Source organism: Streptomyces sp. SirexAA-E (assembly GCF_000177195.2).
GTDB lineage: Bacteria > Actinomycetota > Actinomycetes > Streptomycetales > Streptomycetaceae > Streptomyces > Streptomyces flavovirens.
The window spans coordinates 3,373,821-3,400,685 of record NC_015953.1 but is presented as its reverse complement, the minus strand read 5'-3'; the positions used below and the strand labels follow the sequence as shown (position 1 = coordinate 3,400,685).

Genomic DNA, 26,865 nt, shown 5'->3' with positions numbered 1-26,865 from the left:
GGCGAGAGCGCTCCGCGCGTAGATAAACCCCCAACCGGCCCTCGAACGAGTGAAGTTGAGGGTCCGAAGCGTCGCCCTTCCGACTCCTCTGTGTCACCCTCGGGCCCCGGCGCCGCCGCCGCTCGCGGCCCGGCCGATCCGGCCTGCCCCGCTCTCACGTCCCCGGTCGCCGCGCGTGGTCGCCGCCCACGAGGGGGCGCCCCCGGACACGACCGCGGCCGCCAGGGATTCCTGGCGGCCGCGGGTCCGGGAGAAGGGTGTGCCGTTACAGCGTGCGCTCCAGTCGGTCGGCCATCAGCCTGCTGAAGCGGGCGGGGTCGCTCAGCTCGCCGCCGTCGGAGAGGAGAGCCAGCCCGTGGACGAGCTCGGCGGTCTCGGCCAGCTCCGTGCCGGCGTCCGGCTCCGAGCCGAGCGCCGCGTGCGCCTTCCGGAGCGAACTGATCAGCGCGTGCGAGGGATTGAGTTCGAGGATGCGCTTGATGTGCGGCACCTCCTCGCCCATGGCGCGGTACATGTTCTCCAGGGCCGGGGTGACGTCGTGGGTGTCGGAGACGATGCAGGCCGGCGACACGGTGAGGCGTGAGGAGAGGCGTACCTCCTTCAGGCTGTCGCCCAGCTGCTCGGTCATCCAGGCCAGCAGACCGGCGTACTCCTGCTGCCGCTGCTCACGCTCCGCCTCGGCCTTCTCCTTCTCCTCGTCGCTGTCCAGGTCGACCTCGCCCTTGGCGATGGACTGCAACTGCTTGCCGTCGAACTCCGGCACGGACTGGACCCAGACCTCGTCCACCGGGTCGGTCAGCAGCAGGACCTCCAGGCCCTTGGCCCGGAACGCCTCCATGTGGGGCGAACTCTCCATGGCGGCGCGGGACTCGCCCGTCATGAAGTAGATCTGGTCCTGGCCCTCCTTCATGCGGTCCACGTAGGAGCGCAGGGTGGTCAGCCCCTCCTCGTCCTGGGTGGAGGCGAACGAGGAGACCTCCAGAAGTGCGTCACGGTTCTCGAAGTCCTGGAGGAGGCCTTCCTTCAGGACCCGGCCGAATTCCTTCCAGAAGGTCCGGTAGTTCTCCGGGGAGGCGGACATCATCTCCTTGACCGTCGACAGCACCTTCTTGACCAGGCGGCGCCGCATCATCTCGATCTGGCGGTCCTGCTGGAGGATCTCCCGGGACACGTTGAGCGACAGGTCCTGGGCGTCGACGACACCCTTCACGAACCGCAGATACGTCGGCATGAGCGCTTCGCAGTCGTCCATGATGAAGACACGCTTGACGTAGAGCTGCACCCCGCGCTTGTGCCCCTGCATGAAGAGGTCCTGCGGGGCGTGCGACGGCAGGAAGAGCAGAGCCTGGTATTCGAAGGTCCCCTCCGCCTGCATGCGGATGGTTTCGAGCGGGTCGGTCCAGTCATGGCTGATGTGCTTGTACAGCTCGCTGTACTCCTCGGCGGTCACCGAGTCCTTGGACCGCGCCCACAGCGCCTTCATCGAGTTGACCGTCTCGACCGCCGGTTCGGCGCCGTCCTCGCCGGGCGCCGCGGCGGCCATGCGGATCGGCCAGGTGATGAAGTCGGAGTACCGCTTGACGATCTCCCTGAGCTTCCAGGGCGACGTGTAGTCGAAGAGCTGGTCCTCGGTGTCCTCGGGCTTGAGCCGCAGGGTGACGGACGTGCCCTGGGGGGCGTCGTCGACGGACTCGACGGTGTAGGTGCCCTCGCCGTCGGAGTTCCAGCGCGTGCCCTGGCTCTCGCCCGCGCGCCGGGTCACCAGCGTGACCTCGTCGGCCACCATGAAACTGGCGTAGAAACCGACGCCGAACTGCCCGATGAGTTCCTCGGAAGCAGCGGCGTCCTTTGCTTCCTTCAATTCCCGCAGGAATTTCGCCGTTCCGGAATTCGCGATGGTCCCGATCAGCTGCACGACCTCGTCGTGCGACATTCCGATGCCGTTGTCGCGCACGGTCAGTGTGCGCTTCTCCTTGTCGGCCTCGATGGAGATGTGCAGGTCGGACGTGTCCGCCTGGAGGGTGTCGTCGCGAAGAGTTTCCAGCCGCAGCTTGTCCAGCGCGTCAGAGGAATTGGAGATGAGCTCGCGCAGGAAGACATCCTTGTTCGAATAAATCGAGTGGATCATCATCTGCAGGAGCTGACGTGCTTCCACCTGGAACTCGAATGTTTCGGCCGGCATGGGTGCGGGATCCCTTTCCATCGGTATGTCGGATGACCGAGGCATATCGTAACCAGCCGCTGTCGTGCCGGTGGGCCGATCGTGAGGGTTCCCGCCGGGCCGGCGTGCGCGGGTCCGCCACGCACGCCGGACGGCTCACACCTCCGTACGCTCCACGGGGATCCACAGCTCCGTGTCCGCGTGCGAGGCGTCCTGCGACAGCCGGGTGCGCAGGATCTCCGGCCCGGGCCGGCTCCGGTAGGGATTGGACGGGAACCACTGGGTGAAGACGTCCCGCCACAGGTACTGGAGTGTCCGAGGGAAGGGCCCGGAGCTCTCGAAGACGGCCCAGGTCCCGGCCGGCACGGTGAGCGAGTCCAGGTCCTCGGGGACCTCGTCCCCGGTCACCACCCCGTGGTAGTAGTCGAGTTCGGTCCCCTCGGCGCGCGAGGCGTCCAGGTCGTCGCTCACCGCGACGATCCCTTCCGGCTCCTGGTCCGACATGCCCTCGACGCGCCGCAGCACGTCCTGGCCGATGCTCCGCACGAAGTCGGCGATCGCGGTGTTCGGCCCCTCGTGCACCAGGGGGACGCGTGCCTTCTTCCCGGCAACCCGGAACTCCCCCTTCTCCACGACCCTGTACCGCATGCTGCTGGTCCCTTCGACGACGACGCGGAAGGACATCCGTGGCTGGGAGCGCAGGCTCGCGCCCGTCCGTCTGGCCTCGCCGGGGCCGACGCCGTGCATCGCGCGGAACGCGCGGGCGAACGCCTCCCCGGAGCCGTAGCCGTGGCGCACCGCGATCTCCAGCAGCGGCCGCTTCCCCGCCAGCACCTCCGCGCCCGCGATCGTCAGCCGTCTGCGCCGGACGTACTCCGACAGCGGCAGGCCCGCCAGCGCGGAGAACAGCCGCCGGAAGTGGTACTCCGAGGTCAGCGCGATACGCGCCGCTTCGGCCGCCTCGACGTGCTCGTCGAGGTGGTCCTCGATGTACTCCATGGCTTCGTGGAGCCGCTCCAGCACCCGGATCTCCTTCTCTTTCCCCGTCCATGGTGCGGAGCGACCGTCAGGCCGCACCCGACATCCTGTGCCCGTTCCGGTCGGGTGCGACGGCCCCGCGCGCTCCCGTCACGCCACGGGAAGCCCGGTGTCCTACGGCCGCGCGCCGAGCCGGCTGACGAGGTCGTGCCAGCCCTGGTCCAGCTGCTCGATCGACATGCCGCGGTCCGTCGTCAGATGGCGTACGAGGGCGGCGTCGATCGAACCGAGCAGGGTGTGCGCGAGCAGTTCCGGATGGCCTGCCACATGGGCCTGGCGCAGCAGCATGGCGACGTGGCTGACCCGCAGGCGGGTCGCGGGCACGGCGTAGGTGCGCAAGGGGTCGGCCCGGGAGGCGAGGATCAGCTCGTGGTGCTCGCGCTCGTGACGTATGACGGCGGGGCCGAAGGCGTGCAGCCTCTCCACGGCGGGAGCGCCGGGGCCCATCGGCGGAGGCCCGGAGAGGAAGGCCGCCTGGAGCAGCCCCTCCCGGTGGTCCATGAGCGCGATGAGGAGGCCGGTCCGGTCGCCGAAGCGCCTGAAGACGGTGCCCTTGCCCACGCCCGCGGCGGCCGCGACCGACTCCATGGTCAGATTCGTGGCGCCGCAGCCGGCCATCAGGCGGGAGGCGGCCTCCAGCAGGAGCGTGCGGTTCCGGGCCGCGTCCGCCCGCAGCCGCTCCGGCTCGTCGAGGGTCACGAGCGGAAGGGTGGCGCGTGCGTCGCCGGATTCGGGCGGCCGGGAGGACGAAGGGTCACAGGGGCCGGTCATGGCTCCAGGGTAGCGCCTGAACAGCGGAAGTGGACCGTGGTCCGTTTAGGTGGTAGAAAGTTAAACGGACTCCGGTCCGCTTGCTCGACGCCCTCCCTCACCCAGGAGTTCCCCCATGCCTGTACGCATCCTCGCCCTCGTCGGCAGCCTCCGCGCCGGCTCGCACAACCGCCAGCTCGCCGAGGCGGCCGCCAAGCACGCGCCCGAGGGCTCCACCGTCGACATCGCCGAGGGCCTGGCCGAGCTGCCCTTCTACAACGAGGACCTCGACGTCGAGGGCAACGTCCCCGCCGCCGCCGTCCGGCTGCGCGAGACGGCGGCCCAGGCCGACGCCTTCGTGCTGTTCTCGCCGGAGTACAACGGCACCATGCCGGCCGTCCTGAAGAACGCCATCGACTGGCTGTCCCGCCCCTACGGCGCCGGCGCCCTCACCGGCAAGCCGGTCGCCGTCGTCGGCACGGCCTTCGGCCAGTACGGCGGCGTCTGGGCCCAGGACGACGCCCGCAAGGCCGCCGGGGTCGCCGGTGGCGCGGTGCTGGCCGACGTGAAGCTGTCCATCCCCGGCTCCGTGACCCGCTTCGCCGAGACCCACCCGGCCGACGACGCCGAGGTCGTCACCTCGCTGACCGAGGTGCTCCGCCAGGTCGCCGAGGCCGCTCCGACCGCTGCCTGAGCCACCTGGAGCGACGGCGGCCCGCCGAGGATGCCGCGCCACCGTCGTGACGCCTACGGCCCCTCCCCGGCACGAGCCGGGGAGGGGCCGTACGCGTCACCAGGAGGTGGCCGCGTGCAGGAGCGGCAGTCACCAGGGGGTGGCCGCGTGCAGGAGCAGCAGCAGGGTGACCGCCGAGTTGGCCGAGAACATCGCCGACAGCAGGGCCCCGGTCGCGGCGGTCCACAGGGCCAGGCCCACCGCGGTGAAGAGGGGCGGCCAGGTGCGCACGGCGGGCTCCGGGCCGAGCAGCGCCGCGACCCTGCGGGGGAGCGGTCCCGGGGCGGCGAAGGCCGCGAGCGCCGGCACCGGAGCGCCGCGCGAGGCGAGCGCGGCCTGGCCGATCGCCCGGGCGACGGTCCTGCGGCTGCCGACGGCCCGGGCCGCCTCCTCGTCCGCCCAGCGCTCCGTCGTGCAGGCCACGGCCGTCCGCAGCGGGCGCAGGAACGGATTCGCGTCGGCGGCCAGCCGGACCAGCAGCAGATGGCGGTGGTGGCGAGCGGCGAGGTGGACCCGCTCATGGGCGAACAGCGCCCGGCGCTCCCGGGAGCCGAGGCAGGCGAGCATCGCCGTGGACACCACGACGCGGTCACGCGGCCCCCGGGGCAGGGCGTAGGCGTACGGCCGCGGATCGGGCAGCACCGCCACCTCGGTGCGCGGCAGGCTCTCCAGGGCCTCATGGGCGCGCCGCCGCACCCGGTGGTGTCGCAGCAGGGTGCACAGGCAGCCCGTGAAGACAGCGACCAGTGCGGGGATCGCCGCCTTCCCGGCGATCTCGTGGTGCGGGACGCTCGCGCGCACCTCGGGGTCGGACCAGCCGTCCGGCAGCGGGTTGCCGGGCAGTTGGGCCGTACCCACCACCATCAGCAGTACCAGGCACACCGTGCTGCACAGCGCCATGAGGGAGGAGACGCCGGTCAGCAGCACCGTGGCCGTGCGGGGGTGGAGCCGCTGCTCGGCCAGGCGGGCCACTGGCCAGGCGGTCAGGGGGAGGACCAGCGGGAGGAAGACGAAGATGCCCATGCGGCTCAGCCCTCGTCGCCGGCCTGGTCCAGCAGCTCGCGGAGCACCTGTTCGTCGCCCGCCGGAAGCGCGGTGATGAAGCGTGCCAGTACCGCCCTGCGGTCCTGTTCGCCGTCCAGTACCCGGTGCATCTTGAGCGCGGCGAGCCCGGCCCCGTCCGAGGCCGACACCCAGACGAACGAGCGGCCCTCCCGCCGGCGCGTGACGGCGTTCTTCGCCAGCAGCCGGGCCAGCACCGTCATCACCGTCGTGTACGCGAGGCCCGCGGTCAGGTGCTCCTGCACCCAGCCCGCGGTCACCGGGCCCCGGGCGTCGTTCAGCGCCGCGAGCACCTGGGTCTCCAGCGCGCCCTGGGCCCTGCGCCGGCGGTGCGGATCCGGCTCCGTCACGCGCTCTCCCCCTTCCGCTCCCGCCCCCCGGGGCCGACTGCCGCGCCGGGGCGGGGGGCCGGGCCGCGATGCCCGCGGTGCACGGCCTCTCCGTTTATTTCTACAGTGTTGTAGATTTTAACCGGGGTCCGGACCTCGGATCCCGAACCGACCGCGTGTCTGGAGAGATGAACCATGGGTGTTTCCCTGTCCAAGGGCGGCAATGTCTCGCTGAGCAAGGAGGCCCCGGGCCTGTCCGCCGTCGTGATCGGCCTGGGCTGGGACGCGCGCAGCACCACGGGCGCCGACTTCGACCTCGACGCCTCCGCCCTGCTGCTGAACGCGACGGGCAAGGTCGTCTCCGATCAGCACTTCGTCTTCTACAACAACCTCACCAGCCCCGACGGCTCCGTCGAGCACACCGGTGACAACCTCACCGGTGAGGGCGAGGGCGACGACGAGTCCATCAAGGTGAACCTGGCCACCGTGCCCGCCGATGTGGACAAGATCGTCTTCCCGGTGTCGATCCACGAGGCCGTGCAGCGCGGCCAGAGCTTCGGGCAGGTGCGCAACGCGTTCATCCGGGTGGTGAACCAGGCCGGCGGCACCGAGATCGCCCGCTACGACCTGTCCGAGGACGCCTCGACCGAGACCGCGATGGTCTTCGGCGAGCTGTACCGCAACGGCGCCGAGTGGAAGTTCCGCGCGGTCGGCCAGGGATACGCCTCCGGGCTGGCGGGCATCGCCTCCGACTACGGGGTCAACGTCTGACCGGCGACGGGCTGTCCGGCGGGCAGGACCCGGGCGGGCGGAGCTCACGCGGGGCGGGGCCGGCGCGCCGTGCGCCGTCCGCCCCCGCATCATCCAGCGACAGAGAGCGAGACGACGACGCATGTCGGTCAACCTGAACAAGGGCCAGCAGATCAGCCTGAGCAAGTCCGACGGCAGCACGCTGACCGCCGTACGGATGGGACTCGGCTGGCAGGCCGCACAGCGCAAGGGATTCTTCGCCAAGCTGGCGGGCGCCCAGGAGATCGACCTGGACGCGGCGGCCCTGCTGTTCGCCGCCGGACAGATGGTCGACGTGGTCTTCTTCCAGCACCTGACCAGCGACGACGGTTCCGTACGGCACCTGGGGGACAACCTCACGGGTGGTGACGGCGCCGGTGGCGACGACGAGGTCGTCCTCGTCGACCTTAGCCGCGTGCCCGACCGTGTCGACCAGATCGTCTTCACGGTCAACTCCTTCACCGGGCAGACCTTCGCCGAGGTGAAGAACGCGTTCTGCCGGCTGGTCGACGAGAACACCGGCGAGGAACTCGCGCGCTACACCCTCAGCGGCGGCGGCACGGCCACCGCCCAGATCATGGCCAAGCTCCACCGCACGGGCAGTGGCTGGCAGTTGAAGGCCATCGGTGAGCCCGCCGCCGGACGGACGTTCCAGGACCTGCTGCCGGCCGTCGCCGCGCACCTGTGACCTGGGCGGGCCCGCGACCGTGACGGGCGGGCCCGCGGCCGGGTCAGTTGCGCGAGTTGCCGAACAGCAGGCGGTAGGCGACCAGCAGGACCAGGGAGCCGCCGATCGCCGCGCCCCAGGTGTAGAGGTCGAAGAACTGGTTCTCCACCGGGCGGTCGAGGAAGCGGGCGGACAGCCAGCCACCGACGAACGCTCCCGCGATACCGATGAGCGTGGTGCCGAACAGCCCGCCCGGGTCGCGGCCCGGCAGCAGGATCTTGGCGATGGCTCCGGCGAGCAGGCCGAGGATGATCCAGCCGATGATGCCCACGTCGTTGTCCTCCAGTCGGGTCGTGCGGGGTGGCCGTCCGGCGGACGGCCACCCCGCACGTAGTTGCATGATTGCGCAATCATATGAACAGTTCTGCCGCCCTGACGAGGGGCCGCCCACGGCAACCGGGCAATCCGGCCGGTCCCCCGCCCCACGGCCGACCGCCCGCGCGACCCGCGGGAGGAAGGCCGGGCTCCCCGTACCGGCAGCCAGGACACCGCTCCCGGGCGCCTACACTGGATCGGCGCGTGTGCGGCAGCTGTGATGCGGGCGGGACGGAGAAGACCTTGACGGAGAACGTCGGCTTCGGGGACCCCTCCGCCGAGGTCCTGGCGGACGCGGCCGCCGCGTTCGGGCTCCTCGCCTCGTCGGCCAGGCTGCACATCATGTGGGCCCTCTCCCAGGGCGAGAGCGACGTCACCCACCTCGCCGACCGTGTCGGCGGCGCGCTGCCCGCGGTCAGCCAGCACCTGGCGAAGCTGAAGCTCGCCGGACTCGTCCGCTCCCGCCGTGAGGGCCGCCGCCAGGTCTACTACGTCGACGACCCCGACATCGTGACCGTGGTCCGGGTGATGGTCGGGCAACTGACAGTGCGCTCCCACCAGGCACACGCACCGGTCAGCCGGCTGCCCGGGACCGGTGGCTGAGACCGGCGCGGCCACGGGCCGGGACGCGGGGACGTCCGCACCCGCGGCCGTCCCGGAACAGGCGCGCGGCCACGGTGGGACCGCGGCGCCCGCCCCGGGAACCGCCGCACCGACCGTGCTGGAGGTGCTGCGCCGCCTGGACAGCGGCCCGCGCGGCCTGACAGAGGCGCAGGCGGAGGAGCGGCTGGCCCGGTCGGGCGGGAACACGGTCCCGGCCCGGCGCCCGATGACCTGGCCGCGGTTGTTCGTACGCAGCCTGCGGGACCCGTTCACAGCGGTCCTGGGATGCCTCGGACTGGTGTCGGCGGCCGTCCTCGCCTGGGGGACCGCCTCGGTGATCCTCCTGCTGGTCGCCGTGAGCTGTGTACTGCGCGCGACCGGCGAGCACCGCGCCGACCGCTCCATGGCCGGGCTGCGCGAGCTGGTCGCCACCACCGCCACCGTGCTGCGGCGCCGGAGCGCGGACAGCGCGGCCACGGCCCGCGAGGCGCCCGTGGAGGAGCTGGTACCGGGGGACGTGATCCGCCTCGGTCCGGGCGAGCTGGTCCCGGCGGACGTACGGCTGCTGCGCGCGAGCGGGCTCACGGTGCACCAGGCCGCGCTGACGGGGGAGTCGGCACCCGTCACGAAGTACGCCGACGACCGGCCCGGCACGACCGGCGGCGGTGTGTTCGATCAGCCGCAGCTCTGCTTCCAGGGCAGCAGCGTCGCCGCGGGCAGCGCGAGTGCGGTCGTCACCGCGACCGGCGCGCGCACCCGGTTCGCCAGCGCCCAGACACTGTCCGGCGGCCCGACGGAGGCGAGCGCCTTCGACCGCTCCGTGCACGGCATCTCCTGGACGCTGATCCGGTTCATGCTGCTCACCCCGCCGCTGGTGCTGATGGCCAACGCGGCGCTGCGCGGCCGCGGCCTGGAGACACTGCCGTTCGCCGTCGCCGTGGCGGTCGGACTGACGCCGGAGATGCTGCCGGTGCTGGTCACCACCTGCCTGGCCCGTGGCGCCTCGCTGCTGGCGCGTGCCCACGGGGTGATCGTCAAGCGGCTGCCGGCACTGCACGACGTGGGCGCCGTCGACGTCCTGTGCCTGGACAAGACCGGCACCCTCACCCAGGACCGCCCCGTCGTCGACCGCGCCCTCGCGGCGGACGGCCGGGACGACCCGGACGTCCTGCACTGGGCCGCCGTCAACGCCTGGTGGACGTTGCAGCTCGCCGACCTGCCCGTACCGGACGCCCTCGACGAGGCGATCCTGGACGCGGCCGACGAGGACGCGCTCCTGGCGTACGACGGGACGGCGGCCGTCCCCTTCGACCCGCTCCGCCGCCTCGCCACCGCCGTCGTCCGCACCCCCGGCCGCCTCGGTCGCCACACGCTGGTGGTCAAGGGCGACGTCGAGGCGGTCCTGGAGCGCTGCGCACTCGCCGACGACGCGCGCGAACGGCTGCGCGGCCTCGCCGCCGCGCGGGCCGACGGCGGCGTACGCGTCCTGGCGGTCGCCACCGCGGAGCGCCCGGCCCGCTCCCGCGACTACACCCCGGCCGACGAACGCGGGCTCACCTTCCGCGGTCTGATCACCCTCCGGGACGCGCTCACCCCGACCGCCGCCGACGCGCTGGACGTCCTCACCGGTCAGGGCGTCACCGTCAAGATCCTCACCGGCGACCATCCCGGCACCGCCGTGCGCGCCTGCCTCGACCTCGGCATCCCCGTCGCCGACGACGCCGTGCTCACCGCCGACCGCGTCGACGCGCTCACCGACACCGAACTCGCCGAGGCGGCCCACCGCACGACGGTCTTCGCCCGCTGCACCCCCACCCACAAGGCCCGGGTCGCCCAGGCGCTGCGGACCGCCGGGCACACCGTGGGATTCCTCGGCGACGGTGTCAACGACCTGCCCGCGCTGCGCACCGCCGACGTCGGCATCGCCCCGCGCGACGCCGCCGACGTGGCCCGCGAGTGCGCCGACGTGGTGCTCGCCGAGAAGGACCTCACCGCGATCGCGCACGCGATCGGCGCCGGCCGGCACGCGAGCGGCAACATCGCCACCTATCTGCGCGTCACACTCTCCTCGAACCTCGGCAACGTGATCGCGATGCTCTCCGCCGGGCTGCTGCTGCCGTTCCTGCCGATGCTTCCGGTCCAGGTGCTGACGCAGAACCTGTGCTTCGACGCCGCCCAGCTCGCCTTCGTCCACGACCGCCCGCACCCCTCGGCGCTGCGCCGGCCGACCGTGCTGCGTCCGCGCGAACTCCTGCGGTTCATCACCGGATTCGGCCTGCTCAACGCCGTGGCCGACCTCGCCACCTTCGCGGTCCTGGCCCTCGCCCTGCACGGTCCGGGCACGGGGGACGACGAGGCGGCCTTCCACTCCGGCTGGTTCACGGAGAACCTGCTCACCCAGGCACTGGTGATGCTGCTCCTGCGCATCGGCCGCCGTGGTGCCGAGGGGCGCAGGCCGGGTCCGGTCGCCTGGGCCGCGGGGGCGCTGGCGGCCATCGGACTGCTGCTGCCGCCCTCACCGCTCGGCCCGCTGCTCGGCCTGACCACGCTGCCGCCGGTGTACTACCCGCTGCTCGCCGCCGTCCTCGGCCTGTACGCCGCAGGCCTCCTGGCCGCCCGGAAGCGGTACGAGCGACGGCACGCGGAGGACGCGCCGGGGTGGTGAGGGCCGGTGCGGCCGGCTCAGCCGCCCGATCCGTAGGAGAGGTCCGCGCACAGGTCGTCGTCGGCCGATCGGGCGTCCGCCGCCACGGAGCTCCCGTCGGCGGAGGGGGCCGCCGACGGGGAGCCGCCGGTGGCGGCGTAGGCCGTGCCCACCACGACGTTGACCGTCGACCCGCCGACGGATTCCAGCCGGGCTCCGGGGAACACCCGGGCGACGGTCTCGGCCTGGCTCCGCAGGCCGGCGCCGTACTGCACGACCGTGGTGGTGTGCTGCCGGTCGGACGCGTTGCCGGTCCCGGTGACCGTGAAGCCGTGGGCGGTGAGGGCGGCGGACGCCTCGGAGGCCAGGCCGCTCGTGGTGGTCCCGTTGTAGACCGCGACGTCGATCCCGTGCCCGTCGACGGCGACCGCGGAGGTCTCACCGTCGGCCTCCGGCGCCCCGGAGGCCGATGCCGTCGCCGTGCCCCCGCCCCCACCGCCGGCGTCCTCGCCGTCGATGGTGCGGTCGGCCTTCAGCGCGGCCCACAGCCCGGAGGCGTCCGGTTCGGCGATCGCGACGCGTGAGCCCTGGTAGCGCCAGGGGACGGTGACGAACTTGGTGTCGTGCAGGTCGACGTCCTTCAGCGACATCGCGAAGGCCACCAGCTTGTCCGCCGTACCCAGGCCGGGGTCGACGGTCATCGACTTGGTGGCGGCGGTGGCCAGCGGCAGGAGCTTGGTCGGGGTGAGGCCGTCACTCTTGATCTTCTTGAGGAGGCTGGAGACGAAGGCCTGCTGGCGTTTGATACGCCCTATGTCGGAACCGTCGCCGATGCCGTGCCGGATACGGACGTAGTCCAGGGCCTTCTGCCCGGACACGTTCTGCTCGCCCTTCTCGAAGATCCGCTCCCCCTTGGTGGCGCGGTTGGGGTTGAGGTCCCCCTGGTAGATGTCCTGCGGGAGACAGACCTGTACGCCGCCGACCACGTCCGTCAGCGCCGCGAATCCCTTGAAGTCGACCACGACCGTGTGGTCGACGCGGAGGCCGGTGAGCTCCTCCACGGTGTTCTGGGTGCAGGCCGGGTTGCCCGCCTCGGTCTGGCCGACCGAGAAGGCCGCGTTGAACATGGTGTCGGTCTGCGTGCGGGTCCAGGTGCCGTCCGGCAGCCTGCACGGCGGGATGGTGACCAGGGTGTCGCGGGGGATGGACACCGCGATGGCGTGCCGGTGGTCGGCGTACACGTGCAGCAGGAACGCCGTGTCGGAGCGGCCGATGTCGTCCTTGCTGCCGCCGCCGAGCGCACTGTTCCCGTCGGTGCGCGCGTCCGAACCGATGACCAGCACGTTCTCGCCCTTGGACGAGCCGGAGGCGGGGCGGTTCTTGGACAGACCCGCCCCGTCGAAGGTCTCGATGTCGCCGTTCAGCTTCAGGTAGATCCACCCCAGGCCGGCCGTACCGAGCACCGCCAGGGACAGGGCGACCAGCAGCGCCGTCCGCAGCGGGCCGCGCTTGCGGCGCCGCCGTGCGGTACGCCCGCCACGCGGCGCACCACGCCGGGGCGGGGCCGCCCGGCGCCGGCGGCGGGAGGGTATGGCCTGATCGCTGGTGGTGGTCATCCGTGCACCCTCATCCGTCCGACTCATACGGAGCGGACGACCGGCCCACCCCCCATGGTTGTACAGTTGCGCAATGTAGCAATGATGGCAGACGGACCGCACCGCCCGGTGCGGACCTCCCGGCCGGCGAAGAGGAGAGGTGAGCGGGATGCTCCGCAACGGACTGGAACCCTGGCACCTGCTGATCCTGGCGATCGTGATCATCGTGCTGTTCGGCTCGAAGAAGCTGCCCGACGCCGCCCGCGGTCTGGGCAAGTCGATGCGCATCCTCAAGAGCGAGGCCGAGGCGATGAAGAAGGACGGCGCCGAGCGGCACGCGGCGGGCCCGGCCGAGGGGGCGGCCCCCGCCGAGCCCGCGCGGCACATCGGCCGGCCCGTCCCGGACGGGACACCGCAGGCCCGCCCCCACGTCGAGGACGGCCCGGCTCACTGAGCCCGCCGTCCCGCGCCCCCGTACGGCCGGCCCCTGACGCGCACTCCCCGGCGTGTCAGGGGCTGGCGACATCGAAGCCGTACCGCAGCGGCTCGCCGGTCACGGTGTAGTCCCGGCGGTAGACGTACACCGCCTCCACGCGCACGCCGCGCGGCGCGTCCTCGGCCTGGCAGGGGTACGCCACCTGGATCACGGGCGGCCGGTCGGCGACCTCCATCCGTAGTCCGTCCGCGGGCCCTCCGTCGAGCACCGCGGCTTCCCGTCCCGTCACGTCGGCAGTCTCCATGTCGACAGTTTAAAGGTTGCGCAACTAACGTGAACAGGCCCCGTGTGGGTCCACGGTCGCCGCGCACCGAACGAGCCGGACGCGGTCCCCGCTCCGGGCGGACCGGGGCATGATCGGATCGGGGCATGGCCGGATCGGGTGGCCGGTGGCGCCCGACGATCTACGCTGCTGTAGAAGACTCCTGACGGGTGATCGGATCACCCGGTGAGCCCCGCCACCCGGCAGTGCCGACCGGGAGGGGGGGCAGGCGCGACAAGGAGCAGGGCAGCACGATGCCGGAGCAGTACGACCAGAGGACCGCCGTCGAGTCCCGGCCCGGCCGCCCTGAGCTGGCGCGCCGTTGCCGCCGCGTCACGGAGGCCCGGTGGTTCGCCGTGACCGTCCTCACCGTGATCCTCCTCAACGCGGCACTGCTGGGCCTGGAGACCTACTCCGGGCTCGTCGAGGAATGGCACCGCTGGTTACGGCTGGCCGAGCACGGCTGCCTGGCCGTGTTCACCGCCGAGATCCTTGTCCGGCTCGGCGCACACGCCGACCGCCCCCGCGGCTTCCTCAAGGACCCGTGGAACCTCTTCGACCTCGCCGTGGTCCTGTGCGCCTTCCTGCCGCTCGTCCGCGAGAACACCACCGTCCTGCGCCTGTTGCGGCTGGCCAGGGTGTTGCGCACGGCGCGTTTCCTGCCGCAGTTGCGGATCGTCCTGGTCGCGGTCGGCCGCAGCCTGCCCGGCACCCTGAGCTTCCTGCTCGTCGGGGCGCTGCTGCTGTACGTGTACGCGATGGTCGGCTGGGTCTTCTTCGGCCGGCAGGACCCGGAACACTACGGCTCCATCGGCCGCGCGGTCCTCACCCTGTTCCTGCTGATGATCCTGGACGGCATCGGCGACGCGATCCACGCCGGCCTGGAGATCTCCCGCTGGAGCCTCCTCTACTACGCCTCGTACGTGCTGCTCGCCTCGTTCGTCCTCGTCAACGTCCTCATCGGCGTGGTCATCACGTCTCTGGAGGAGGCCCGGGAGATGGAGGAGGAGCAGGATGCACGGGACACGGCGGCAGAACCGTCCCCGTCGCCTCCCCAGGAACCCGGCCGCCCGGAGGAGGACGACCGGCTGCTGCTGCTGGAGCGCCTCGCGGCGGCCCGCCAGGCCCTCGACGCCCTCGAACGCGACCTCGTCGGGACCCCGCCACCCCTCGCCGGAGCGACGAGCACACCCCCGACCACCGGCGCCCGCCCGTAGGCGGGCCGACGGGCGGGCGCGGGCGGCGCAAGCCACCGGCTTCTCCCGGCCCACCCTCACCGGAAACCACTCAGGGGCCCGATCCGCTCTCGCGGATCAGGCCCCTGACCTGGTGTTTCAGCTGTCGGGGTGGCGGGATTTGAACCCACGACCTCTTCGTCCCGAACGAAGCGCGCTGCCAAGCTGCGCTACACCCCGATGTCCACCGTTTGTCCCGGCGACAACGATTACTTTAGCCCACCGGCGCCCGGAGGCGAAATCCGGTTTCCCCCGGGCCGCCGGGGCGGACGGTGGGCCGGGGCCCACCCTCAGTCGCGCGGCGTCAGGGTCAGCAGGGTCGCCTCCGGCGGGCAGGCGAAGCGGACCGGGGTGTAGCGGTTCGTGCCGCAGCCCGCCGAGACGTGGAGATAGGCCCGGCGGTCGCCGACCGAGTGGCTGGAGAGGCCCTTCACCCGGTCCGTGTCCAGGTCGCAGTTGGTGACCAGAGCGCCGTAGAACGGGATGCAGAGCTGGCCGCCGTGGGTGTGGCCCGCCAGGATCAGCGGGTAGCCGTCGGCGGTGAAGGCGTCCAGGGACCGCAGGTACGGCGCGTGGACCACGCCGATCGAGAGGTCGGCGTCCGTCTCGGGGCCGCCGGCCACCTCCGCGTAGCGGTCCCGCTTGATGTGGGGGTCGTCCAGGCCCGTGAAGGCGATCTGCAGACCGTCCGCCTTGAGCCGGCCCCGGGTGTTGGTCAGGTTCAGCCAGCCCGCCTCGTCGAAGGCGTCCCGCATCGGCTCCCACGGGTTGTGGACGGCGCCGACGGCCGGGGCGTTCCCGTTGAGCCCGTGCTTGCCCTGGACCTTCTCCAGGAGGTAGCGGGCCGGGTTGCGGAGCTTGGGACCGTAGTAGTCGTTCGAGCCGAAGACGTACACCCCCGGGAACTCCATCAGCGGGCCGAGGGCGTCCAGCAGCTCGGGGACGGCCTCCGGATCCGAGAGGTTGTCGCCGGTGTTCACGACGAAGTCCGGGCGCAGGCCCGCCAGCGACTGCAGCCAGGCGCGCTTCTTGCGCTGGCCGCTGACCATGTGGACGTCGGAGACCTGAAGCACGCGCAACGGGCGTGCTCCGTGCGGGAGTACGGGAACCGAGATCCGGCGCAACCGGAACGAGCGGGCCTCGAACCCGGCCGCGTACACGAGGCCGGCGGCGCCGACCGCTGCGCCGACTGCCGTGACTTTCAGGGGTACTCCGTAGCGTGCGCGCATGGCCCCATCGTCGCAGACCCGGTGGAGCGGGAGGAAAACAGGCGGGCGGCAAGTGCTCCGTACCTGTCACAATCTCCGCATGACCACGCTCAAGTCCAAGCTCAAGGAAGACCTCACCACGGCCATGAAGGCGCGTGACGAGCTCACCTCGTCCACCCTCCGGCTCACCCTGACCGCGATCACGAAGGAAGAGGTCAGCGGTAAGTCGGCGCGCGAGCTCTCCGACGACGAGGTGCAGAAGGTGATCGCCAAGGAGGCGAAGAAGCGCCGTGAGGCGGCCGAGGCCTTCGCGCAGGGCGGCAGGACCGAGCAGGCCGAGCGGGAGCGGGCGGAGGGGGAGCTGCTCGACGCCTACCTGCCCAAGCAGCTCACCGACGAGGAGCTGGACGCGATCGTCACCCAGGCCGTCGCGGAGGCGCGTGCCGCCGGTGCCGAGGGGCCGCGGGCGATGGGCGCCGTCATGAAGATCGTCAGCCCGAAGGTGGCGGGGCTGGCCGAGGGCGGCCGGGTGGCCGGTACGGTGAAGAGGATCCTCGCCGGCTGACCCACGGGTGAGGCCCGGGGGACGTGACAGACGTCGAGGACCCGGGACGTGACGGATGTGAAGGAGGGGCGCCCCCGGCCGGGGGCGCCCCTCCTTCACATCCGTCACATCAGCTCACGGTTACCGCTGATCAGGGACCGTTGCCCCTGCCGTGCCGGCCTCCACCCTGGCCCCCGAGGAACCCGGGCGGGATGGTGATGCCGGCGGTGGTGTCGGCGCCGGGCTTGTCGTTGTCGCCCTTGTCCTCGTCGCCGCCCTTGTCCTTCTCCTTGCTCTCCTCCTTGTCCTTCGCGCGCGGCACGTCCACCGCGTTGAAGGAGGGGGTCTCGGAGGCGTTCAGCGCACCGGTCATCGCGATGCGCCAGATGGGGCCGGGCAGACAGCCACCGCAGACCTTGTCGTAGTACTGGCCGCCGATGTTGATGTCGTACATCGGCACCTTCTTGCCGCCGTCGGAGCCGACCCACACCGCGGTGGAGAGGTTCGGGGTGTATCCGACGAACCAGGCGTCCATGCGCTGCTCGGTCGTACCCGTCTTGCCCGCGTTGTCGCGGTCGGTCAGGCCCGCCTGGGTGCCGGTGCCGTCCTCGACGACGCCCTTCAGCATCTGGTTGACGGTGTCGGCCGTCTTCTCGCTCATCGCCCGCGAGCACGTGGACTTGGGGACCGAGACCTTCTTGTCGTTCGCGTCGGTGATGGACTCGATGGCGATCGGCGTGCAGAACGTGCCGCGGTTGGCGAACGCCGCGTACGCGCTGGCCATGGCCAGCGGCGTGCTCTCCGTGGTGCCGAGCGTGACGGAGGGGTCGGCCGTGAGCGGCTTGCCGTTGCCGCGCTCGTAACCCACCTTCTCGGCCATGGTGAGCGTCTCGCAGAGACCGGCCTTCTGCTCCAGCAGCGCGAAGTAGGTGTTGATGGACTTGCCGAGCGCGCCCGTCATGTCGAAGGAGCCCTTCTCGGACTCCAGCTCGTTCTGGACGGACCAGTCGCCCCCGCCGGCCGGGCTGCCGTCACAGGCCTTGAAGCCGCTCTTCGGAACAGGGATCTTCCACGGGGTGTCGAAGGTCTGCGCCGGGCTGATGCCCTTCTCCAGGGCCGCGGCGGCCGTGATCGGCTTGAACGTCGAGCCGACCTGGAAGCCGTAGGTGCTGCCGCCCATCTTGTTGTTGACGGCGAGGTTGAGCACCGTCTCGTGCTGCGTCTGGTCGAGGCCGTACGGGCGGGACTGCCCCATCGAGAGGATTTTGCCGGTGCCGGGTTCGACGGCGACCACCGAGGCGGCGACCTTGTCGTCCTTGTTGACCTTCGAGGTCGCGGCCTCGTTGGCCGCTTCCTGGGCACGCGGGGAGAGAGTGGTCTTGATGGTCAGACCACCGAGGTTCCACAGCTTCGTGCGGTCCTCCGCGGTCTTCCCGAAGGCCGGGTCCGAGAGGATGGTCTTGCGCACGTAGTCGCAGAAGAACCCGGAGCCGCTGACGGCCGTGATGCAGCCGTTCTTCGGCTTCTTCACCTTCAGCTTGATCGGGGTCTCGATGGCCTTCGCGGCCTCGTCCTGCGAGATGCTGCCGACGTCCGCCATGCGGCGCAGCACGGTGTTGCGACGCTTGGTCGCCTCCTCCGTGTCGTTGACCGGGTCGTAGCGGGTCGGCGACTGGACGAGGCCGGCCAGCATCGCCGCCTCCTCCAGCTTCAGGTCCTTGGCGTGCTTGGAGAAGTACCGCTGGGAGGCGGCCTCGACGCCGTAGGCCTGCTGGCCGAAGAACGTGATGTTGAGGTAGTTCTCCAGGATCTTCTTCTTGCCGAGTTCCTCCTCGACCTGGATCGCGTACTTCAGCTCACGGACCTTGCGGCCCATCGTCTGCTGGGTGGCCTCGGCGACCTTGTCCGGGTCGTCGCCCGCCTCCTCGACGAAGACGTTCTTCACGTACTGCTGGGTGAGGGTCGAGGCGCCCTGCGCGGTGCCCCCGCTCTGCACGTTGCGGTTCGCCGCACGCAGGATGCCCTTGAGGTCCACCGCGCCGTGCTCGTAGAAACGGGAGTCCTCGATCGCGACGATCGCGTCCTGCAGGTACGGCGACATCTCCTTGAGGGGCACCACGGTGCGGTCACGCGAGTAGACCGTGGCGAGCGTGCCGCCCTCGCTGTCCAGGATCGTGGTCCGCTGGCTCAGCGGTGGTGTCTTGAGGTTGGAAGGGATCTCGTCGAATCCCTCGACCGTCCCCTTGGCTGCTAGCCCCAGTGCTCCGGCGGCCGGCAGCGCGATGCCTGCCAGCACCGCTCCGGAGAGCGCGGCGACACCGAGGAACTTGGCGGCCTGCTGGGTCGTCGTGAGACCCCCGCCTGAGCGCTTCTTTGGCATGGAGGCAGCCTAATCCGTCGTGGGCCGCGTTCCGCCGGACCAGGGCGTCCTGAGGCGTACGCGTACCAGACCGTGACATCCGGCGGGCTTTCCCGCGCCCGGCCCCCGCTCCGGAAGGACGCGGCGTCCCGGAGCGGCCCCGGAACGTGACGGCGCCACGGCACCGGGTACGGACGTTGTCATTCGCCGGACACACGGATAGGCGTTGGCCTAAGCTGCTCCCAACTGTCACAGCAATCCAACGCTGCATCAAGCCCCATGCACGGCCCTTGCGCAAATCAGCCACACGCCGATGTGACCCCGAATTCGCCCGGTGTGTCGCTGAATGTCCGTTGCGACTTGGGTATCCTGTCCGGATTCTGACGGGATAGTCGCGCATGTCCACGGGTCACTCCTCTGGGTGATCTGCCGCGTACGCATAGTCCGTTCGGGCCATCCAAGATTGGGCCCGAAGGGGGTGTTGTGCTGTCGCCACCTTCCGTAACGTCCTCAACTGGCAGCGGTGAATATGCCGCTGCCGCCGTGGGGGAGCCTCGATTCGGGAGAGGACGGCGCCGGCATGGGCTGGGTAACCGACTGGAGTGCGCAGGCAGCCTGCCGCACTACCGATCCGGATGAACTGTTCGTACAAGGGGCAGCGCAGAACAGGGCCAAGGCGGTGTGCACCGGATGCCCGGTGCGGACCGAGTGCCTGGCCGACGCGCTGGACAATCGCGTCGAGTTCGGCGTGTGGGGTGGGATGACGGAACGGGAGCGCCGCGCACTGCTGCGCCGACGGCCCACCGTGACGTCCTGGCGCCGCCTGTTGGAGACCGCGCGCAGTGAGTACGAGCGGTCCGCGGGCATGCTGCCCGCGGCGGTGGAGCTGGACGACGAACTGCACGAGACGTACGCCGCCGTGGGGTAGCCCGGCCGGGAGCTCCGTGAGGAGCGTCGGCCGGCTCGGCCTGCCCTACGCGGCTCCGGTCGTGGACGACACCGCGCCGGTCGCGAGCCGTTCCGCGACGGCCCGCAGCCCTGCCAGGTCGTGCACGTCTCCGGGCAGCGCGGCCACCTCTGTCACCGGGACCTCCGGGTGCAGCGCGGTGAAGCGGTCACGTGTGTCCCGCTCACGCGCGACGACCTGCATGCGTTCGGCGTGCAGCCGCAGCAGACCGGCGGTCAGCTCCTCGACGGAGAGGACCTCGGCGGCGGGCGCGGCCTCGCCCGTGGACGTGCTGTCCGTGTCCTCTTCGTCGTCCTGCTGCGGTCCGGCGTCCGGTGACCCGTCGGCCCGCGGGGTCCGGCCGCGTGGCGGCGGCGCGTCGCCGTGCTCGGGGGAGAGTGACGGCTCGGGGGATGCGCGGTCTTCCAGCGGCTCGGGGACATCGGCGGTCTCGGGAGAGGTGAGGCCCGCCGGGTCACCAAGGCCAGCTTTCCCGGCCGTCTGATCCACAATGCCGACACCGTCAAGATTTTCTGCGGCGGCCAGTGCCCGTTCCGCGGACAGACGTGCGGCCCCGCTGCCGTGCACCCGGTTGAGGACGAGACCGGCCAGCGGCATCTTCTCCGCGGCCAGCCGTTCCACGAAGTACGCGGCCTCCCGCAGCGCGTCCCGCTCGGGCGTCGCCACCACGAGGAACGCCGTACCGGGCGCCTGGAGGAGCTGGTACGTGGCGTCGGCCCGGGTGCGGAATCCGCCGAACATCGAGTCCATCGCCGTGACGAACGTCTGTACGTCGCGCAGGAACTGACCTCCCAGCAGCTTGCCGAGCGTCCCCGTCATCATCGACATCCCGACGTTGAGGAACTTCATCCCGGCCCGTCCGCCGATCTTCGCGGGGGCGATGAGCAGCCGGATGAACTTCCCGTCCAGGAAGGAGCCGAGACGTTTCGGCGCGTCCAGGAAGTCCAGCGCGGAGCGCGACGGGGGAGTGTCGACGACGATCAGGTCCCATTCGTCGCGCGCCCTCAGCTGACCGAGCTTCTCCATCGCCATGTACTCCTGCGTGCCCGCGAAACCGGCCGACAGGGACTGGTAGAAGGGGTTCTCCAGGATGGCGCGGGCCCGCTCCGCGTCCGTGTGCGCCTCGACGGTCTCGTCGAAGGTGCGCTTCATGTCGAGCATCATGGCGTGCAGTTCGCCCTGGCCGTCGATGCCGTCGACCCGGCGGGGGACGTTGTCGAGCCGGTCGATACCCATCGACTGGGCGAGCCGGCGGGCCGGGTCGATGGTGAGGACCACGACCCGGCGGCCGCGCTCGGCCGCCCGCACCCCCAGGGCGGCCGCGGTCGTGGTCTTGCCCACGCCGCCCGACCCGCAGCACACGACGATCCGGATCCCCGGGTCGTCCAGGAGCGCGTCGGTGTCCAGCCCGGACACGTCGCCGGCGTCCAGTGTCATGAACCCACCCCTCGTCCCGGGCCGCCGCCTGGGCCGGGGCGCCGTGCGTCCCCCGGTCCTTCCCCGGCCGCGTCCGCCGCCTCGTCGCCCACACCCTGTTTCCGGAACTCCTCCGCCAGGTCGTGCAGCGCGGAGAGGCTCACGCCCTCGCCCACCAGCGGGAGCTCGGCCGTCGGCAGTCCCAGCCCGGCCAGCACGGCGCGCTGCGCGCGCTCCAGCTCCACCCGCTGGGCGTGCTCGGACGCCTGCTCCACCAGGGGGCGTACGAGTCCGGCGGAGCCCGTGACGCCGGCCCGGGTCAGCGCCTTCGCGATCTCCTTGCGGCGGCCGCCCGACGCGGTGCGCAGCGCGCCCTCGTCCAGCAGGTGGGGGCGCACCATGTTCACCACGATCCGGCCCACGGGCAGATCGGCCGCCCGCAGCTCGGCGATGCCGTCCGCGGTCTCCTGGACCGGCATCTCCTCCAGCAGCGTCACCAGGTGGACCGCCGTCTCGGGTGACTTCAGGACCCGCATGACGGCCTGCGCCTGATTGTGTATGGGCCCGATCCGCGCCAGTCCCGCCACTTCGTCGTTGACGTTGAGGAAGCGGGTGATGCGGCCGGTGGGCGGGGCGTCCATGACCACGTGGTCGTAGACGAACCGGCCCTGCCTGTCCTTGCGGCGGACCGCTTCGCACGCCTTCCCGGTCAGCAGGACGTCCCGGACCCCGGGCGCGACGGTCGTGGCGAAGTCGATCGCGCCGAGCTTCTTCAGCGCCCGGCCGGCGCTGCCCAGCTTGTAGAACATCTGGAGGTAGTCGAGGAGGGCCTGCTCCGCGTCGATCGCGAGCGCGTGGACCTCCCCGCCGCCCGGGGACACGGCGATCCTGCGTTCCTCGTAGGGAAGGGCTTCGGCCCCGAAGAGCTGGGCGATGCCCTGTCTGCCCTCGACCTCGACGAGGAGGGTGCGCCTGCCCTCGGTCGCGAGGGCGAGCGCGAGGGCGGCGGCGACCGTGGTCTTACCGGTACCGCCCTTGCCGCTGACGACCTGGAACCTGCTCACGTCTTCGAGCCTAACCAGTCGGCAGGCAGGCTACGCACGAGGCCGTGTATGCCAGGCATTACAGTCGGCTCATGACCAAGTGGGAATACGCGACCGTGCCCCTTCTCGTGCACGCGACCAAGCAGATTCTGGACACCTGGGGCGAGGACGGCTGGGAGCTGGTCCAGGTCGTTCCCGGCCCGAACAACCCCGAGCAGCTCGTGGCCTACCTGAAGCGGGAGAAGCCGTAGTGGCGGGCGCCGTGGAGGCGCGGCTGGCCGAGCTCGGACTGACGCTCCCGGACGTCGTTCCGCCGTTGGCCGCCTACCAGCCGGCCGTGCGCTCCGGGGTGTACGTGTACACCTCCGGGCAGCTCCCGATGGTGGACGGCCAGCTCGCGGTGACCGGCAAGGTCGGCGCCGAGGTGACGCCGGACGAGGCGAAGGAGCTCGCCGGTACCTGCGCGCTGAACGCCCTGGCGGCCGTGAAGTCGCTCGTCGGCGACCTGGACCGGATCGCCCGGGTCGTGAAGGTCACGGGCTTCGTCGCCTCGGCCGTCGACTTCACCGGGCAGCCGGGCGTGGTCAACGGCGCGAGCGAACTGCTCGGCGCGGTCCTGGGCGACAAGGGCGTGCACGCGCGCAGCGCCGTGGGCGTCGCCGTGCTGCCCCTGGACGCACCGGTGGAGATCGAGCTCCAGGTCGAACTGACCGAGGCCTGAGCCTCCCGTCCTCCGATCCCGTCCGGTCACCGCGACCGGGCGGGATCAGTCGTGTACGGACCAGGACGTGCCCCGGGGGCCGCGGTCCCGGCGGGGCGCCCCGGGGCACGGGGCCAGGACGGGCGTCCGGGCAGGTGTCACGCGTTCGTGCGCCTCTCGAACATCGGCTCGGTTCCGGATAGCCTCCGGCCATGTCCAACGGTCAGTGGTACCCCCCGGAATGGCCCGCCCGGATCAGGGCCCTCGCCAGCGGCGAGCTGACGGCCGTCACCCCCAGACGGGCCGCCACGGTCATGCTGCTCCGGGACGGCCTGCCGGACCGGCCGGCCCCGGGACCGGCGGTGCACATGCTGCGGCGGAGCGCCTCCATGGCCTTCGCCGGGGGCGCGTACGCCTATCCGGGGGGCGGCGTCGATCCGCGTGACGACGACCAGCTCGTGAGGTGGGCCGGGCCGGCTCCCGAGGACTGGGCGGTCCGGCTCGGCGTCGCGACGGTCACCGAGGCACAGGCCGTCGTCTGCGCGGCGGTGCGCGAGACGTACGAGGAGGCGGGCGTCCTGCTCGCCGGGCCCACCGCCGACACCGTCGTCAGCGACACGACGGGTGCCGACTGGGAGGCCGACCGGGAGGCCCTCGTCGACCGGACGCTCTCCTTCGCCGACTTCCTCGACCGGCGCGGGCTGGTGCTCCGTTCCGATCTGCTGGGCGCCTGGGCACGCTGGATCACCCCGGAGTTCGAACCGCGCAGATACGACACCTGGTTCTTCGTGGCCGCCCTCCCGGAAGGACAGCGCACCCGGAACGCGTCGAGCGAGGCCGACCGCACGGTGTGGATCCGCCCGGGCGACGCCGTCGCGGGGTACGACAGGGGCGAGCTGCTGATGATGCCGCCGACCGTCGCCACACTGAGGGCGCTCCTGCCCTACGGGACGGCCGCGGAGGCCCTGGAGGCCGCGGCTTCCCAGGACCTCACGCCGGTGCTCGCACAGGCCCGTATGGAGGGCGACGCGCTGGTGCTGAGCTGGCCGGGGCACGAGGAGTTCACCAAGCACGTCCCGTCCACGGAGACTCCCGGCGCGAGTGGGGGTGACCCGGCATGAGCGATGCAGCGGCCCTGCCCGGACAGCCACGCGGCGGGGTGCTGTCCGGCCCCGCCACCACCCGTACGGTCAACGTCCTCGCGCCCAACGCCTCGGCGATGACCCTGGACGGCACCAACACCTGGATCGTCGCCGAACCGGACTCGGACCTGGCGGTCGTGATCGACCCGGGGCCGCTCGACGACGCCCATCTCCGGGCCGTCGTCGCGACGGCGGAGCGGGCCGGGCGGCGCATCGGCCTCACGCTGCTGACGCACGGCCACCCGGACCACGCGGAGGGCGCGGCCCGGTTCGCCGAACTCACCGGTACGAAGGTGCGGGCGCTGGACCCGGCGCTGCGCCTCGGGGACGAAGGGCTGGCGGCGGGCGACGTGATCACCACGGGAGGGCTGGAACTCCGGGTCGTACCGACCCCGGGGCACACGGCTGACTCGCTCTCCTTCCACCTCCCCGCCGATCAGGCAGTGCTGACGGGCGACACGGTCCTCGGGCGCGGCACGACGGTCGTCGCCCATCCGGACGGGCGGCTCGGCGACTACCTGGACACGCTGCGGCGGCTGCGCTCCCTGGCGGTCGACGACGGCGTGCACACGGTGCTCCCGGGGCACGGCCCCGTGCTGGAGGACGCGCAGGGCGCCGTCGAGTTCTACCTCGCCCACCGGGCCCACCGGCTCGCCCAGGTGGAGACGGCGGTGGAGTCCGGGCTGCGCACCTCCGCCGAGGTGGTGGCCGCGGTCTACGCGGACGTGGACCGGTCCCTCTGGCCGGCGGCGGAGCTGTCGGTGCGCGCTCAGCTGGAGTACCTGGGCGAACACGGGCTCATATAGCGCGTCCGGTCCCGGGACGGAAGGCCGTCAGGCCCCACCGCGCGGCGGTGGGGCCTGACGACATGTGTACGGGGCGGGCCGGGGCCCGGGACCTCAGCGGGACCGCTTGGCCAGCCGCTCGACGTCCAGCAGGATCACGGCGCGCGCCTCGAGCCGCAGCCAGCCACGGCCCGCGAAGTCGGCGAGCGCCTTGTTGACCGTCTCACGGGAGGCGCCGACCAGCTGGGCCAGCTCTTCCTGGGTCAGGTCGTGGACGACGTGGATGCCCTCCTCGGACTGGACGCCGAAGCGGCGCGACAGGTCCAGGAGCGCCCGGGCGACACGGCCCGGCACGTCGGAGAAGACCAGGTCCGACATCTGGTCGTTCGTCTTGCGCAGCCGGCGGGCGACCGCGCGCAGCAGCGCGGTGGCCACCTCGGGGCGTGCGTTCAGCCAGGGCTGGAGGTCGCCGTGGCCCAGCCCCAGGAGCTTGACCTCGGTCAGGGCCGTCGCGGTGGCGGTGCGCGGGCCCGGGTCGAAGAGCGAGAGCTCACCGATGAGCTCACCGGGGCCGAGGACGGCCAGCATGTTCTCCCGGCCGTCCGGGGAGGTGCGGTGGAGCTTTACCTTGCCCTCGGTGACCACGTACAGCCGGTCGCCCGGGTCGCCCTCATGGAACAGCGCGTCACCGCGTGCGAGGGTCACCTCACTCATCGAGGCGCGGAGCTCCGCGGCCTGCTCGTCATCGAGCGCCGCGAAAAGCGGGGCGCGCCGCAGAACGTCGTCCACGAGTTCTCTCCTTGTCGGCCTGTTCAGGGAAGCGTGGTCCCCATGATGCCGGACGGTAAAACAGTGCGATCAATCACAAACCAGTTTGACGCACGAGCGTGCCGGACCCTACGGCAGGGGGGCCGATCGGGCGTGGAAAGGCGATGACCGGCCCAGATGTCAGTGCCGGGCTCTAGGCTGGCCGAGTGTCCGGAACGCCGGTGAGAGCGCAGGCCAAAGGGGCTGATGGGGTGTCCGAAGAAGAGAATTCTGCTGTGGGCGAACAGCCCGCGCGGGGCCGCAAGAAGGCCGCCGCGAGCCCGCCCCGCGCGGCCGGGGGCGGACCGGCGCGGACCGCGAAGAAGCCGGCGAAGCCGGAATCGCACCTCGCGATGGTGCGCCGTGCCCGCCGGATCAACCGCGAGCTGGCGGAGCTCTATCCGTACGCCCATCCCGAGCTGGACTTCCGCAACCCGTTCGAGCTGCTGGTGGCCACGGTGCTCTCCGCGCAGACCACCGACCTGAGGGTCAACCAGACCACGCCCGCGCTCTTCGCCGCCTATCCGACCCCCGAGGACATGGCTGCCGCGGACCCGGAGAAGCTGGAGGAGATCATCCGGCCGACCGGCTTCTTCCGGGCGAAGGCACGCTCCCTGGCGGGCCTGTCGACGGTCCTCCGGGACGACTTCGGCGGTGAGGTCCCGGGGCGCCTTGCGGACCTGGTGAAACTGCCCGGCGTGGGCCGCAAGACGGCCAACGTCGTCCTGGGCAACGCGTTCGGTGTGCCGGGCCTCACGGTGGACACCCACTTCGGTCGGCTCGTCCGCCGCTGGAAGTGGACCGAACAGGAGGACCCGGAGAAGGTCGAGGCGGACGTCGCCGCGATCTTCCCCAGGAGCGAGTGGACGATGCTCTCGCACCGGGTCATCTTCCACGGCCGCCGTGTCTGCCACTCCCGCAAGCCCGCCTGCGGCGCGTGCCCGATCGCCCCGCTCTGTCCGGCGTACGGAGAGGGCGAGACGGACCCGGAGAAGGCCAGGAAGCTTCTGAAGTACGAGCTGGGCGGTCAGCCCGGGCAGCGGCTCAGCCCGCCTCCGGACTACCCCGGCCGCCCCGCCCCGCCGCTGGGCGCCGGATGAGGAACACCGCCCCGGGGCGCCGCACGGAACGAAATGGCCGAGGGCAGGCGTTGGA

General features: G+C 71.6%; 27 protein-coding genes and 1 tRNA gene. 14 read left to right on the top strand and 14 right to left on the bottom strand.

Going from position 1 to position 26,865, the window contains the following annotated elements:
• Positions 1–265 precede the first annotated feature (265 nt).
• The 3 genes from htpG to SACTE_RS15085 all read right to left on the bottom strand — a co-directional run bounded on the left by htpG (position 266) and on the right by SACTE_RS15085 (position 3,970).
• Complete coding sequence (htpG, locus tag SACTE_RS15095) at positions 266–2,182, bottom strand: molecular chaperone HtpG (protein ID WP_014046894.1); 1,917 nt, start codon at positions 2,180–2,182, stop codon at positions 266–268.
• A 135-nt stretch (positions 2,183–2,317) separates the two neighbouring features.
• Positions 2,318–3,184: an AraC family transcriptional regulator gene (locus SACTE_RS15090; protein WP_014046893.1), complete on the bottom strand. Its 867-nt coding sequence runs from the start codon at positions 3,182–3,184 to the stop codon at positions 2,318–2,320.
• A 129-nt stretch (positions 3,185–3,313) separates the two neighbouring features.
• The gene (locus SACTE_RS15085; RefSeq protein WP_014046892.1) at positions 3,314–3,970 is read right to left on the bottom strand and encodes a TetR/AcrR family transcriptional regulator; all 657 of its coding nucleotides are present in this window, start codon (positions 3,968–3,970) and stop codon (positions 3,314–3,316) included.
• Between the two features lie 115 nt (positions 3,971–4,085).
• On the opposite strand from SACTE_RS15085, the gene SACTE_RS15080 reads away from it, so the two are divergent.
• Entirely contained in the window at positions 4,086–4,643 is a 558-nt protein-coding gene (locus tag SACTE_RS15080; RefSeq protein ID WP_014046891.1) for an NAD(P)H-dependent oxidoreductase, read from the top strand.
• Between the two features lie 129 nt (positions 4,644–4,772).
• Here SACTE_RS15080 and SACTE_RS15075 read toward each other — a convergent pair whose 3' ends face one another.
• Positions 4,773–5,705 carry a M56 family metallopeptidase gene (locus SACTE_RS15075; protein WP_014046890.1) on the bottom strand — a complete coding sequence of 311 codons (933 nt, stop codon included), beginning with the start codon at positions 5,703–5,705 and terminating at the stop codon, positions 4,773–4,775.
• 5 nt (positions 5,706–5,710) lie between these two features.
• Positions 5,711–6,094 (bottom strand): BlaI/MecI/CopY family transcriptional regulator, encoded by a 384-nt coding sequence (locus tag SACTE_RS15070; RefSeq protein WP_014046889.1) that lies wholly within the window; start codon positions 6,092–6,094, stop codon positions 5,711–5,713.
• A gap of 174 nt (positions 6,095–6,268) precedes the next feature.
• Here SACTE_RS15070 and SACTE_RS15065 point away from each other — a divergent pair, with 174 nt between their 5' ends.
• Both SACTE_RS15065 and SACTE_RS15060 read left to right on the top strand, forming a co-directional pair.
• A complete protein-coding gene (locus SACTE_RS15065) occupies positions 6,269–6,844 on the top strand; it encodes a TerD family protein (protein WP_014046888.1) in 576 nt (191 codons plus the stop codon).
• 121 nt (positions 6,845–6,965) lie between these two features.
• Positions 6,966–7,550 carry a TerD family protein gene (locus SACTE_RS15060; protein WP_014046887.1) on the top strand — a complete coding sequence of 195 codons (585 nt, stop codon included), beginning with the start codon at positions 6,966–6,968 and terminating at the stop codon, positions 7,548–7,550.
• A gap of 43 nt (positions 7,551–7,593) precedes the next feature.
• Here the strand turns inward: SACTE_RS15060 and SACTE_RS15055 are convergent, their stop codons facing one another.
• Positions 7,594–7,860, bottom strand: a complete 267-nt coding sequence (locus SACTE_RS15055; protein WP_014046886.1) for a GlsB/YeaQ/YmgE family stress response membrane protein — start codon at positions 7,858–7,860, stop codon at positions 7,594–7,596.
• Between the two features lie 287 nt (positions 7,861–8,147).
• On the opposite strand from SACTE_RS15055, the gene SACTE_RS15050 reads away from it, so the two are divergent.
• The gene (locus SACTE_RS15050) at positions 8,148–8,507 is read left to right on the top strand and encodes a metalloregulator ArsR/SmtB family transcription factor (protein ID WP_019992578.1); all 360 of its coding nucleotides are present in this window, start codon (positions 8,148–8,150) and stop codon (positions 8,505–8,507) included.
• Positions 8,500–11,172 (top strand): magnesium-translocating P-type ATPase, encoded by a 2,673-nt coding sequence (mgtA, locus tag SACTE_RS15045; RefSeq protein ID WP_014046884.1) that lies wholly within the window; start codon positions 8,500–8,502, stop codon positions 11,170–11,172. Before SACTE_RS15050 ends, mgtA begins: the two co-directional genes overlap by 8 nt.
• Positions 11,173–11,189: 17 nt before the next feature.
• On the opposite strand, the gene SACTE_RS15040 is transcribed toward mgtA, so the two are convergent.
• Complete coding sequence (locus SACTE_RS15040) at positions 11,190–12,767, bottom strand: LCP family protein (protein ID WP_014046883.1); 1,578 nt, start codon at positions 12,765–12,767, stop codon at positions 11,190–11,192.
• A 148-nt stretch (positions 12,768–12,915) separates the two neighbouring features.
• Here SACTE_RS15040 and tatA point away from each other — a divergent pair, with 148 nt between their 5' ends.
• Positions 12,916–13,200 (top strand): Sec-independent protein translocase subunit TatA, encoded by a 285-nt coding sequence (gene tatA, locus SACTE_RS15035; RefSeq protein WP_014046882.1) that lies wholly within the window; start codon positions 12,916–12,918, stop codon positions 13,198–13,200.
• A gap of 55 nt (positions 13,201–13,255) precedes the next feature.
• Here tatA and SACTE_RS15030 read toward each other — a convergent pair whose 3' ends face one another.
• Entirely contained in the window at positions 13,256–13,486 is a 231-nt protein-coding gene (locus tag SACTE_RS15030; RefSeq protein ID WP_026358982.1) for a hypothetical protein, read from the bottom strand.
• Positions 13,487–13,758: 272 nt separating this feature from the next.
• On the opposite strand from SACTE_RS15030, the gene SACTE_RS15025 reads away from it, so the two are divergent.
• A complete protein-coding gene (locus SACTE_RS15025) occupies positions 13,759–14,721 on the top strand; it encodes an ion transporter (protein ID WP_014046880.1) in 963 nt (320 codons plus the stop codon).
• A gap of 124 nt (positions 14,722–14,845) precedes the next feature.
• Here the strand turns inward: SACTE_RS15025 and SACTE_RS15020 are convergent.
• Positions 14,846–14,919 (bottom strand) — tRNA-Pro (locus SACTE_RS15020).
• 110 nt (positions 14,920–15,029) lie between these two features.
• A complete protein-coding gene (locus tag SACTE_RS15015; protein ID WP_014046879.1) occupies positions 15,030–15,968 on the bottom strand; it encodes a metallophosphoesterase in 939 nt (312 codons plus the stop codon).
• Between the two features lie 79 nt (positions 15,969–16,047).
• Between SACTE_RS15015 and SACTE_RS15010 the strand changes: the two genes are divergently transcribed.
• Positions 16,048–16,512 (top strand): GatB/YqeY domain-containing protein, encoded by a 465-nt coding sequence (locus SACTE_RS15010; RefSeq protein WP_026358983.1) that lies wholly within the window; start codon positions 16,048–16,050, stop codon positions 16,510–16,512.
• Positions 16,513–16,642: 130 nt separating this feature from the next.
• Here the strand turns inward: SACTE_RS15010 and SACTE_RS15005 are convergent, their stop codons facing one another.
• Positions 16,643–18,871 carry a transglycosylase domain-containing protein gene (locus SACTE_RS15005; protein WP_014046877.1) on the bottom strand — a complete coding sequence of 743 codons (2,229 nt, stop codon included), beginning with the start codon at positions 18,869–18,871 and terminating at the stop codon, positions 16,643–16,645.
• A gap of 559 nt (positions 18,872–19,430) precedes the next feature.
• Between SACTE_RS15005 and SACTE_RS15000 the strand changes: the two genes are divergently transcribed.
• Complete coding sequence (locus SACTE_RS15000; protein ID WP_014046876.1) at positions 19,431–19,778, top strand: WhiB family transcriptional regulator; 348 nt, start codon at positions 19,431–19,433, stop codon at positions 19,776–19,778.
• A 45-nt stretch (positions 19,779–19,823) separates the two neighbouring features.
• Here SACTE_RS15000 and SACTE_RS14995 read toward each other — a convergent pair whose 3' ends face one another.
• Both SACTE_RS14995 and SACTE_RS14990 read right to left on the bottom strand, forming a co-directional pair.
• Positions 19,824–21,254, bottom strand: coding sequence for an ArsA family ATPase (locus SACTE_RS14995; RefSeq protein WP_014046875.1), 1,431 nt, complete (start codon positions 21,252–21,254; stop codon positions 19,824–19,826).
• Positions 21,251–22,297, bottom strand: coding sequence for an ArsA-related P-loop ATPase (locus tag SACTE_RS14990; protein ID WP_014046874.1), 1,047 nt, complete (start codon positions 22,295–22,297; stop codon positions 21,251–21,253). The genes SACTE_RS14995 and SACTE_RS14990 overlap by 4 nt, the downstream gene beginning before the upstream one ends.
• A 71-nt stretch (positions 22,298–22,368) precedes the next feature.
• Here SACTE_RS14990 and SACTE_RS33700 point away from each other — a divergent pair, with 71 nt between their 5' ends.
• The 4 genes from SACTE_RS33700 (at position 22,369) to SACTE_RS14975 (ending at position 24,924) form a co-directional block, all read left to right on the top strand.
• Complete coding sequence (locus SACTE_RS33700; RefSeq protein ID WP_019992579.1) at positions 22,369–22,527, top strand: DUF4177 domain-containing protein; 159 nt, start codon at positions 22,369–22,371, stop codon at positions 22,525–22,527.
• Positions 22,527–22,997, top strand: coding sequence for a RidA family protein (locus SACTE_RS14985; RefSeq protein WP_014046872.1), 471 nt, complete (start codon positions 22,527–22,529; stop codon positions 22,995–22,997). Before SACTE_RS33700 ends, SACTE_RS14985 begins: the two co-directional genes overlap by 1 nt.
• 191 nt (positions 22,998–23,188) lie before the next feature.
• Entirely contained in the window at positions 23,189–24,097 is a 909-nt protein-coding gene (locus tag SACTE_RS14980) for an NUDIX hydrolase (protein ID WP_014046871.1), read from the top strand.
• On the top strand, positions 24,094–24,924 hold the full coding sequence (locus SACTE_RS14975; RefSeq protein WP_014046870.1) for an MBL fold metallo-hydrolase: 831 nt from the start codon (positions 24,094–24,096) through the stop codon (positions 24,922–24,924). The genes SACTE_RS14980 and SACTE_RS14975 overlap by 4 nt, the downstream gene beginning before the upstream one ends.
• Positions 24,925–25,017: 93 nt before the next feature.
• Here SACTE_RS14975 and SACTE_RS14970 read toward each other — a convergent pair whose 3' ends face one another.
• Entirely contained in the window at positions 25,018–25,692 is a 675-nt protein-coding gene (locus SACTE_RS14970; RefSeq protein ID WP_014046869.1) for a Crp/Fnr family transcriptional regulator, read from the bottom strand.
• A 254-nt stretch (positions 25,693–25,946) separates the two neighbouring features.
• Between SACTE_RS14970 and nth the strand changes: the two genes are divergently transcribed.
• Positions 25,947–26,810 carry an endonuclease III gene (gene nth, locus SACTE_RS14965; protein ID WP_014046868.1) on the top strand — a complete coding sequence of 288 codons (864 nt, stop codon included), beginning with the start codon at positions 25,947–25,949 and terminating at the stop codon, positions 26,808–26,810.
• The last annotated feature ends 55 nt before the right edge of the window (positions 26,811–26,865 follow it).

What these genes read in the sequence shown, in the direction of transcription:
- htpG (WP_014046894.1), bottom strand. Translation starts at nt 2,182, where the DNA reads ATGCCGGCCGAAACATTCGAGTTCCAGGTGGAAGCACGTCAGCTCCTG.
- SACTE_RS33700 (WP_019992579.1), top strand. Translation starts at nt 22,369, where the DNA reads ATGACCAAGTGGGAATACGCGACCGTGCCCCTTCTCGTGCACGCGACC.
- SACTE_RS14975 (WP_014046870.1), top strand. Translation starts at nt 24,094, where the DNA reads ATGAGCGATGCAGCGGCCCTGCCCGGACAGCCACGCGGCGGGGTGCTG.
- SACTE_RS15010 (WP_026358983.1), top strand. Translation starts at nt 16,048, where the DNA reads ATGACCACGCTCAAGTCCAAGCTCAAGGAAGACCTCACCACGGCCATG.
- SACTE_RS15075 (WP_014046890.1), bottom strand. Translation starts at nt 5,705, where the DNA reads ATGGGCATCTTCGTCTTCCTCCCGCTGGTCCTCCCCCTGACCGCCTGG.
- tatA (WP_014046882.1), top strand. Translation starts at nt 12,916, where the DNA reads ATGCTCCGCAACGGACTGGAACCCTGGCACCTGCTGATCCTGGCGATC.
- SACTE_RS15065 (WP_014046888.1), top strand. Translation starts at nt 6,269, where the DNA reads ATGGGTGTTTCCCTGTCCAAGGGCGGCAATGTCTCGCTGAGCAAGGAG.
- SACTE_RS14980 (WP_014046871.1), top strand. Translation starts at nt 23,189, where the DNA reads ATGTCCAACGGTCAGTGGTACCCCCCGGAATGGCCCGCCCGGATCAGG.
- SACTE_RS15000 (WP_014046876.1), top strand. Translation starts at nt 19,431, where the DNA reads ATGGGCTGGGTAACCGACTGGAGTGCGCAGGCAGCCTGCCGCACTACC.
- SACTE_RS15030 (WP_026358982.1), bottom strand. Translation starts at nt 13,486, where the DNA reads ATGGAGACTGCCGACGTGACGGGACGGGAAGCCGCGGTGCTCGACGGA.
- SACTE_RS15080 (WP_014046891.1), top strand. Translation starts at nt 4,086, where the DNA reads ATGCCTGTACGCATCCTCGCCCTCGTCGGCAGCCTCCGCGCCGGCTCG.
- SACTE_RS15015 (WP_014046879.1), bottom strand. Translation starts at nt 15,968, where the DNA reads ATGCGCGCACGCTACGGAGTACCCCTGAAAGTCACGGCAGTCGGCGCA.
- SACTE_RS15060 (WP_014046887.1), top strand. Translation starts at nt 6,966, where the DNA reads ATGTCGGTCAACCTGAACAAGGGCCAGCAGATCAGCCTGAGCAAGTCC.
- SACTE_RS15040 (WP_014046883.1), bottom strand. Translation starts at nt 12,767, where the DNA reads ATGACCACCACCAGCGATCAGGCCATACCCTCCCGCCGCCGGCGCCGG.
- SACTE_RS15005 (WP_014046877.1), bottom strand. Translation starts at nt 18,871, where the DNA reads ATGCCAAAGAAGCGCTCAGGCGGGGGTCTCACGACGACCCAGCAGGCC.
- SACTE_RS15085 (WP_014046892.1), bottom strand. Translation starts at nt 3,970, where the DNA reads ATGACCGGCCCCTGTGACCCTTCGTCCTCCCGGCCGCCCGAATCCGGC.
- SACTE_RS14995 (WP_014046875.1), bottom strand. Translation starts at nt 21,254, where the DNA reads ATGACACTGGACGCCGGCGACGTGTCCGGGCTGGACACCGACGCGCTC.
- SACTE_RS15025 (WP_014046880.1), top strand. Translation starts at nt 13,759, where the DNA reads ATGCCGGAGCAGTACGACCAGAGGACCGCCGTCGAGTCCCGGCCCGGC.